This window comes from Alkalihalophilus lindianensis, from assembly GCF_032843265.1.
In the GTDB taxonomy this organism is placed as follows: domain Bacteria; phylum Bacillota; class Bacilli; order Bacillales; family Bacillaceae_D; genus Alkalihalophilus; species Alkalihalophilus lindianensis.
Map to the genome: position 1 here is coordinate 1 of NZ_JAWJBA010000563.1, position 259 is coordinate 259.

The 259-nt window shown below is 37.8% G+C and carries 1 pseudogene; it reads left to right on the forward strand.

The window, feature by feature from the left end:
- Window positions 1–259, forward strand: a pseudogene (locus RYX56_RS23430) (L-arabinose isomerase); the annotation flags it as partial.

Consider the following 259-nt stretch of genomic DNA (forward strand, 5'->3'; position numbering starts at 1 on the left):
TATATGGAGAAGATGTACTTCGTCAAGTGGAAGCAAACTCAAAATCGATTGTAAATGGTTTGGATGGTGATTCTCAAGTTCCATATAAATTAGTTTTTAAATCAGTCGTAAAGGATTCGGATTCAATCCATAAATTGATCCTGGAAGCAAACGCTGATGAGAATTGTGCGGGAATCATTACGTGGATGCATACATTCTCCCCATCAAAAATGTGGATAGCAGGCCTTTCTTCTCTGCAAAAGCCATATCTTCATTTAGC